Raw genomic sequence first — 2,121 nt, forward strand, 5'->3', positions numbered from 1 at the left:
TTAAAGTGTCAACCCTAAGGGGTATTGTACGTTAAGAGCAGCTTCGCTCGCGGACGAGTTTTTAAAGATATTCATTCGTGGAACAACGAATCAATGGATTGGTTACAACGGCGAGGTAATGGTAAGCAGCATAATGGGACGAAGCAGATTCCAGCAGTCATTTTTGCGGAAGAGCAGCCCTACTTACAACCCATTATTAGCCGTCAACCAGTGAAGGAAGTTGCGATTGAGCGTACAATCCGTAAGGATAATACCGTGATGTATCAAAGCAACCGCTACAGTGTGCCGTTTGGGTCATACGATGTGCATGGTCGCAAGGTGGTCCTGAAAGTTAACGACGGCGACTTAACGATTATTGATCCGCAAACGGGTGAAATCTTGTCACAACATCAGATCTCGCTAGCAAGCGGCAAGCTAATCCAACGATCTAGCGATCGTCGAAATCGGTCTGTCGGGATTCCAGCATTGATGGCTCAAGTCAAACAATCATTTACCGATCAAACGGCAGCCCAGCAGTTTGTCAGCCAGATTCATGAAAAGTATCCACGTTATACACGTGATCAGCTCCAGGTAATTTTGCGTTTGCGCGGGGACTATCCGCAGGAGGCGTTGGACAAGGCGTTACAGTTTTGTCTGGACAATCACCTAATCAGTGCCACCGATTTCAAAGCAACCGTTGAGACACTTCCGGAATATGAAGCTCATATGGATCGCGTCCGCGATGAGTTGGCAACCATTCCGCTCGCAGAAGCAACCCAAGCAAAGCTAAAAGTTGTTCAGCCGGAAGTGCGTTCACTGGGGGTATATGCGAAGATCTTGAAAGGAGCTTATCATGGCACAAATTAAGGAGATCCAAGCCATTATGCAAGAACTACGATTAAGTGCGACTGGTAAGGTCCTGCCAAAGTTGATTCAAGACGCGAACACCAATGAGGTCACCTACGGTGATTTTATCTTGGCAGTTATGAAGCATGAGCAGCAAGCTAGAGCAGCGAAGGCAAGAATAAGACGGTTAAACTGGGCCACCCTTCCTTACCAACGGTCTTTGGATGAATTTGATTTAAGTCTTCAAGCCGCCTTAAATCAGAAGCAAATGAATGAACTACGAACTCTCAATTGGGTGGATCAAAGCTATCATCTGATTCTTTTAGGACCAACTGGGGTGGGTAAGACCTTTCTATCAATTGGTTTGTGTGTGGAAGCCATTAATAAAGGGTACAGCGCCATTTTTATTACAATGGGTGATCTAATTAAGGCGTTAAAAACGGAGACCATCTCGCGACAGTCACAAGTTCGGTTAAAACGACTTTATAAGGCAGACCTGATTGTGTTGGACGATTTAATGTTTATGGCCTTAGATCGCCAGGAAGCAAATTTATTTTTCCATTTCGTTAACAGGTTGTATGAACAGACGTCGTTCATTATCACGTCCAACAAGAGCCCTGATCAATGGGGCAACGTGATTGGTGATGAGGTGATTACCGGGGCCATATTGGACCGGATGGTCCAAAAATCTCAAGTTATTGAGTTAGTTGGTGAAAGTTACCGAGTCACTCATCGACAGACAATTTTCAAAAAACCGTAATAAAAAAGCCTGAAATCAATACATATCAGGCGTGACGAGGGGTGGCTCATTCTTAATGAGCGAAACATAGGTAAAATGGATCAAAATTAATGAGCGAAAATGGATCAATTGAACTTGACGGCCACAACAGCTGAAAGAATTACCGGAATTAATTGTTCGCTGAGGTGACAATCATGTATATAAATGATGGCTTAACATATAAAAATACCTTTGTAGCACATCGATCTATTTATAGAAATCAATTATCTGAGGTAACAGTACAGGACAAACTTTTTAATGGACATATGGGCCATAATACCGGCTATGGTATTGTGAATGTTAGAAAGAGTGCGATTGGGGAATTTAACGAACGAACGTCCTTATTTTTAGACACCTCTCAAAAGTTTATAGATGGGCTTAGATTATCAACGTCGACGATTGAAAGGGTGGACTCAAGTTTGGTTACATTTAAATCCCATCGTTTTGGAGATTCGTCTGGTTTAGGTTCATATTCAAATTCAAGTAGTGGACTTAGGATGAAAGTGTGGACACGATTT

The 2,121-nt window shown here is 43.0% G+C and carries 3 protein-coding genes; all 3 read left to right on the forward strand.

Going from position 1 to position 2,121, the window contains the following annotated elements; all coding sequences use genetic code 11:
• Positions 1–93 precede the first annotated feature (93 nt).
• Positions 94–846 carry a Mu transposase domain-containing protein gene (locus tag FD47_RS14295; protein ID WP_054736719.1) on the forward strand — a complete coding sequence of 251 codons (753 nt, stop codon included), beginning with the start codon at positions 94–96 and terminating at the stop codon, positions 844–846.
• Entirely contained in the window at positions 833–1,585 is a 753-nt protein-coding gene (gene istB / locus FD47_RS14300) for an IS21-like element helper ATPase IstB (protein WP_054736717.1), read from the forward strand. The genes FD47_RS14295 and istB overlap by 14 nt, the downstream gene beginning before the upstream one ends.
• Before the next feature lie 173 nt (positions 1,586–1,758).
• Positions 1,759–2,121: hypothetical protein (locus FD47_RS15985; protein ID WP_235806117.1), on the forward strand; the 363-nt coding region annotated here is incomplete at its 3' end.

The sequence above is a fragment of the Lentilactobacillus parafarraginis DSM 18390 = JCM 14109 genome (assembly GCF_001435895.1).
Classification (GTDB): Bacteria; Bacillota; Bacilli; order Lactobacillales; family Lactobacillaceae; genus Lentilactobacillus; species Lentilactobacillus parafarraginis.